At 67.4% G+C, this 6,051-nt stretch carries 3 protein-coding genes and 3 pseudogenes; 5 read left to right on the top strand and 1 reads right to left on the bottom strand.

Features of this window, described 5'->3' with window-relative positions:
- Positions 1–96: 96 nt before the first annotated feature.
- Positions 97–315 (bottom strand): annotated as a pseudogene (locus tag BN903_RS04940) (zinc ribbon domain-containing protein); the annotation flags it as partial.
- Between the two features lie 107 nt (positions 316–422).
- On the opposite strand from BN903_RS04940, the gene BN903_RS04935 reads away from it, so the two are divergent.
- The 5 genes and pseudogenes from BN903_RS04935 to BN903_RS04915 form a co-directional block, all read left to right on the top strand.
- A complete protein-coding gene (locus BN903_RS04935; protein ID WP_048076642.1) occupies positions 423–1,145 on the top strand; it encodes a metal-dependent hydrolase in 723 nt (240 codons plus the stop codon).
- A 241-nt stretch (positions 1,146–1,386) separates the two neighbouring features.
- A complete protein-coding gene (locus tag BN903_RS04930) occupies positions 1,387–2,784 on the top strand; it encodes a sugar porter family MFS transporter (protein WP_048076641.1) in 1,398 nt (465 codons plus the stop codon).
- A gap of 105 nt (positions 2,785–2,889) precedes the next feature.
- On the top strand, positions 2,890–3,288 hold the full coding sequence (locus tag BN903_RS04925) for an OsmC family protein (protein WP_048076640.1): 399 nt from the start codon (positions 2,890–2,892) through the stop codon (positions 3,286–3,288).
- A gap of 208 nt (positions 3,289–3,496) precedes the next feature.
- Positions 3,497–5,417 (top strand): annotated as a pseudogene (gene nosZ, locus BN903_RS04920) (TAT-dependent nitrous-oxide reductase).
- 4 nt (positions 5,418–5,421) lie between these two features.
- Positions 5,422–6,051 (top strand): annotated as a pseudogene (locus tag BN903_RS04915) (hypothetical protein); the annotation flags it as partial.

Raw genomic sequence — 6,051 nt, 5'->3', positions numbered from 1 at the left:
TTCCGCCTCGATCCGGGGGGACCGGCCCCGCTACGACCGGGCGGAATCGATCTCGCCCGACCGGTCGGATCTGGCGTGCGATCGACCCGATCCGACCGCCGTCGCTCCGCCGCCCGGCCGCGACGCGCCGCAGTTCGAGCAGAACCGGTCGTCGTCGTCGAACGCCTCGCCGCACTCCGGGCAGTACGCGGGGTCGCCCGGGTCGCCGAGGTCGGCACCGCAGTCGGGACAGAAGCTCGCCCCGGCCGGCACCGGGTCCCCGCAGGCGGGGCACGCGGCGGAGGGACCGTCCGGGTCGCTGGTCTCGGAGGGCATTCGCCCCGTAGTTCGCGCTCGGCGCGGTTAATTGCTTTCGCCGACCGCCGACGCGGATCCGCGGTGTCGAGTTTTATTACCGCTCGCCGAGACGTTGTACCCGAACCATGGAACTCACCTGGCACGGCCACTCCACGTGGCACGTCGTCGTCGACGACACGGAGCTGCTCATCGACCCGTTCTTCGACAACCCGAAGACCGACGTCGACCCCGAGGAGCTCGACCCCGACTACCTCCTTCTCACCCACGGACACTCCGACCACATCGCGGACGCTGACCGGTTCGAGGGCGCGACGGTGGTCGCGACTCCGGAGCTGACCAGCTACGTCCAAGAGAACTTCGGCCACGAACACACGCTCCCGGCCGCCGGAATGAACATCGGCGGGACCGCCGAGTGCGGCGACGCGTGGGTGACGATGGTCCGCGCGGACCACTCGAACGGCATCGACAACGGGTACGGCACCTCCGCCGGGATGCCGGCCGGGTTCGTCATCGGCGACAAGAAGCCGACCCAGGAGTCGGACGCCGACTGTACCACGTTCTACCACGCCGGCGACACGGGCCTGATGTCCGAGATGGTCGACGTGATCGCGCCGTACCTCGAACCCGACGCGGCTGCCCTGCCCGCCGGCGACCACTTCACGATGGGACCCGCGGGGGCCGGCATCGCCGCCGACTGGGTGGGGGCCGACGTGGTCTTCCCGATGCACTACGACTCGTTCGGACCGATCGAGATAGAGACCCGCGAGTTCGTCAACGAGGTCAAGGCCGCGGGCGCTGCCGCCGAACCCGTCGTCCTCGACGGCGACGAGACGTACACGCTGGAGTAGCGCGACCCGCGACGGCGGAACCGCCCGAGACGACGACCCGCCGGTTCCACACCGGTGACGATCTTTCTTCGGCGAGAGCGTGGCCGGCGAGCCAGAATAGTATTTAGATCCGTATAAATATTACATCGGATCGGGTAGATTTTGCGAATTCGGGTTAGCAGAAATATACTGTATAGATTTAAATTAATAATAAATCAGAAGCCTTCTAAATGAAAGATGGTTAGCGCCGAATTGACACACCATGTCAACCGCAGATATGGGGGCTGTGATCCGCGGGGAAGGCGGGCGGTTCGTGTACGTCGTCTCCGCGCTCGCGGCGCTCAACGGCCTTCTGTTCGGGTTCGACACCGGGATCATCTCCGGAGCCATCCTCTTCATCGACACCACCTTCGAGCTGAGTCCCTTGGTGGAGGGGATCGTCGTCAGCGGCGCGATGGTCGGGGCGGCCGCCGGCGCGGCCGTCGGCGGACAGATTTCCGACCGCGTCGGTCGCAAGCGGTTCATCCTGCTCTCGGCCGGGGTGTTCTTCCTCGGCTCGTTCCTCATGGCGGTCGCGCCGACCGTCGAGGTGCTCGTCGCGGGGCGGATGGTCGACGGGATCGCCATCGGGTTCGCGTCGATCGTCGGTCCGCTGTACATCTCCGAGATCGCGCCGCCCTCCGTCCGCGGCGGCCTCACGTCCCTGAACCAGCTGATGGTCACCGTGGGGATCCTCTCGTCGTACTTCGTCAACTACGCCTTCTCCGGCTCCGGGTCGTGGCGGATCATGCTCGGCGCGGGGATGGTTCCCGCCGTCGTGCTCGCGATCGGGATGGTCCGGATGCCCGAGAGCCCGCGGTGGCTCTACGAGCAAGGTCGGACCGACGAGGCCCGCGCGGTGCTGCGTCGCACGCGAGACGGTGACATCGGGTCGGAGCTGTCGGAGATCGAAGCGACGGTCGAGGCGCAGTCCGGGAACGGGGTGCGGGACCTGCTTAGCCCGTGGATGCGTCCGGCGCTGATCGTCGGGCTGGGGCTCGCCGTCTTCCAGCAGATCACCGGGATCAACGCCGTGATGTACTACGCCCCGACGATCCTAGAGTCGACCGCGTTCGGCAGCTCGCAGTCGATCCTCGCGTCGGTCGCCATCGGGACCGTCAACGTCGTCATGACGGTGGTCGCGATCCTCCTCGTCGACCGCGTGGGTCGCCGCCCGCTCCTGCTCGTCGGGACCGGCGGGATGATCGGGTCGCTGGCCGTCGCCGGCCTCGTCTTCCAGTTCGCCGACCCGACCGGCGGGATGGGGTGGCTGGCGACGCTCACGCTCGTGTCGTTCGTCGCGTTCTTCGCCATCGGACTCGGGCCGGTGTTCTGGCTCCTCATCTCCGAGATCTACCCGCTCGCCGTCCGCGGGAGCGCGATGGGACTCGTGACGGTCGCCAACTGGCTCGCGAACCTCGTGGTGGCGCTGTCGTTCCCCGTGCTGCTCGACGGGATCGGCACGCCGATGACGTTCTGGCTGTTCGGAGCCTGTAGCGTCGTCGCGCTACTGTTCACCTACCGCACCGTCCCCGAGACGAACGGGCGGACGCTGGAGGCGATCGAGGCGGACCTCCGAAAGGGGACCGGAGCGGTCGGCGGCGCTCGCGGCGACGACTGACGCGTCGCCGACGCGAGTCGGCGGGCGTCACGCCGCCTTCGGTGCGGTTTCGCCGTGCCGATGCCGATAACCTTTATCCGCGCGCGACCGAACCGACACTCGACTATGGCAGACATCGAGACGTCCACGGTTTCCGAGGAAGGGTACGCCAGCACCAGTCAGGTCGGCGAGTTCGACCTCCGGATCGACGCGACAGACGAGACGGGGCCGAACCCGAACGCGACGCTCGTCGCGACGTACGCCTCCTGTTACCTCCCGGCGTTCCGCGTCGGCGGGAGCCAGCGCGGCGAGGAAGAGCTCGGCAAGATCCAGATCGACGCGAGCGCCGAACTGGACGACGACGACGACCTCGAATCGATCGCCTTCGACGTCCACGTCGAGGCCGACCTCGACGACGAGACCGCCGCCGATGTCGCCGAGCGCGCCGAGGGCATCTGTCACGTCCACAGCGCGCTCCGCGAGGGACTCCACGCCGACATCAGCGTCTACCCCGGCGCGTTCTGAGCCGGGCCGCCGATTCCGCGAACGGTTCGTTTTTGACCCTTTTCCTGCGGCAGTACCGGATCCGCGTTCTCACGTCCTCGAAACGCCGATACCGATCGCCGAACGTGTTCGCGCGCTTCCTACCGCACAGGGAGCCGCTTGACGTGATTTATACCGGAGCCCGCAACGTCCGCCTGTCGCGAGGGAATCGCCGCTCGCGGATTCACCAATGTCAAATGACACACAGCGGTCCACGGACGCGGAATCGGGCAACCAGACGACCGGCTCGACCGACGGGTTCGACTCGCTGCTCCCCGGCGTCCGTCGCCGCGACTTCATGAAGGCCGGCGCTGCGGTCGGCGGGATCAGCGGGCTGGCGGGCTGTTCCAGCCTGCTGAACGAGGACGACGGTGTCGACGGAACGGCCTCGGCGAGCGGCGTCGACAACTCCGTCCCGCCGGGCGAACACGACGAGTACTACGCGCTGCTGTCCGGCGGGCAGGCCGGCGACGTCCGCGTGTACGGGCTCCCGTCGATGCGCGAACTCATCCGGATCCCGGTGTTCGAACCCGGACGCCTCGCGCGGCTACGGGTTCGACGACGAGAGCAAGCAGATGCTCGAAGACGCCGGCGGCTACTCGTGGGGCGACACCCACCACCCGCGGATCAGCCAGACCGACGGCGACTACGACGGCCGGTTCGCGTACGTCAACGACAAGGCGAACGGTCGGATGGCCCGGATCGACCTGACGTACTTCGAGACGGACGCCATCGTCGACATCCCGAACCAGCAGGGGACCCACGGCGCGTGCGCCCAGCTGCCCGACACCGACCTCATCTTCGGCGTCGGCGAGTTCCGGACGCCGATCCCCAACGACGGGAGCGGGAACCTCGAAGATCCGGACTCCTACGGCTCCGTGCTCGCCGCGATCAACCCCGAGTCGATGAACGTCGAGTGGGAGGTCCTCATCGACGGCAACATGGACAACGGCGACGGGAGCAAGGAGGGTCGGTACTTCTTCACGAGCGCGTACAACACCGAGGAGGCCGCGACCGAGTCGGGGATGACCCGCGCCGACCGCGACGACGTGAAGGCGTTCGACATCCCCCGGATCGAGGCGGCCGTCGAGGCCGGCAACTACGAGACCATAAACGAGGTGCCGGTCGTCGACGGGCGGAAGGACAGCCCGCTCAACCAGGGCGACGAGCCGATCGTCACCTACATCCCGACGCCGAAGAGCCCGCACGGGGTCAGCGTCACCCCGGACAACGAGTACGTGATCGTCAGCGGGAAGCTCGACCCGACCGCGTCGATCATCGACATCGACAAGATCGACGAGGTCGACGACCCGACCGACGCCATCGTCGGCCAGCCGAAGCTCGGTCTCGGGCCGCTCCACACCGCCTACGACGGGCGGGGCCACGCGTACACGACGCTGTTCATCGACTCGCAGGTCGTCAAGTGGGACATCGAGGAGGCGGTCAACGCCGAGCCGCGCTCCGAGAGCCCGGTGATAGAGAAGATCGACGTGCACTACAACCCCGGCCACCTCATCGCCGCGGAGTCGTACACGGAGGACCCCGCGGGCGACTGGCTCGTCTCGCTGAACAAGCTCTCGAAGGACCGGTTCCTCCCGGTCGGTCCGCAGCACCCGGAGAACGACCAGCTGATCTACATCGGCGACGACGAGAACGGGATGGAGCTGGTGAAGGACTCGCCGGCGCAGGCCGAGCCGCACGACGCGTCGATCTGTCACAAATCGAAGCTCGACCCGAAGGCGGTCTACGACCCCGAGGACCTCGAACTCAGCCACACGGCCGAGGGCGAGTCGTCGATGGAGCGGGTCGGCGACGACCGCGTCGAGATCGAGATGTACTCGACCCGGAACCACTACGGGTTCCAGGAGATGGTCGTCCAGGAGGGCGACGAGGTCGAGATGCAGGTGACGAACGTCGAGACCACGAGCGACATGCTCCACTCGGTGGCGATCCCGGACCACGACGTCCATATGCGGATCGCCCCGCAGGAGACGCGCAAGGCGACGTTCACCGCGGACGAGCCGGGCGTCTACTGGATCTACTGCGCGCACTTCTGCAGCGCGCTACACTTGGAGATGCGCTCGCGGCTCATCGTCAAACCGGAGGAATAACGCCATGCGCTCGTCGCTCGCGCGGCTGACCGAGATCCGACGCGCGCTCCCGCTGGCAGCGGCGGCGCTGCTCGTCGGCGCGCTGTTGGTCCCGATGTGGCAGATCACGCTCACCGCACCGCAGTACCCCGGTCAGGAGCTGCTCATCGAGCTGTACGCCTACCCGCGTCTGGGCGGCGACTTCGCCGAGGTACAGGGACTCAACAAGTACGCGGGGTTCTACTACCCCGATCCGGTGTTCGTCGACCCGAACTACGAGGTGGCGGCGGCGGCCATCGATGTCCCCGAGTGGCTGCTCGGTCCGGTCGTGTTCGTCGGGCTGGCGCTGACCGGCGCGTTCGTCGCGTTCGCGCCGACTGTCCGCAAGCTGAAGGCCGGACTCACCGCGCAGTTCGTCGGGACGATCACCGTCTTCGTCGGGATGTTCGCGTTCATCCAGTACCGGCTCTATCAGGCCGGCCACTCGCTCGACCCCGACGCGCCGCTCCGAGGTATCGAGGGGTTCACGCCGCCGCTTCTGGGGGCCTACGAGGTGGCCAACATCAGCGGCTTCGCGTGGTTCGGTCCGGGGGGTACATGACCGTCGTCGCCCTCGCGCTGCTCGCGACCGCGTACCTCGCGCGGACATCGAGGC

This window comes from Halorubrum sp. AJ67, from assembly GCF_000513435.1.
This window is presented reverse-complemented; position numbering and strand designations above follow the sequence as displayed.

Coding starts and splice junctions, on each gene's coding strand:
- BN903_RS04935 (WP_048076642.1), top strand. CDS start 423: ATGGAACTCACCTGGCACGGCCACTCCACGTGGCACGTCGTCGTCGAC.
- BN903_RS04930 (WP_048076641.1), top strand. CDS start 1,387: ATGTCAACCGCAGATATGGGGGCTGTGATCCGCGGGGAAGGCGGGCGG.
- BN903_RS04925 (WP_048076640.1), top strand. CDS start 2,890: ATGGCAGACATCGAGACGTCCACGGTTTCCGAGGAAGGGTACGCCAGC.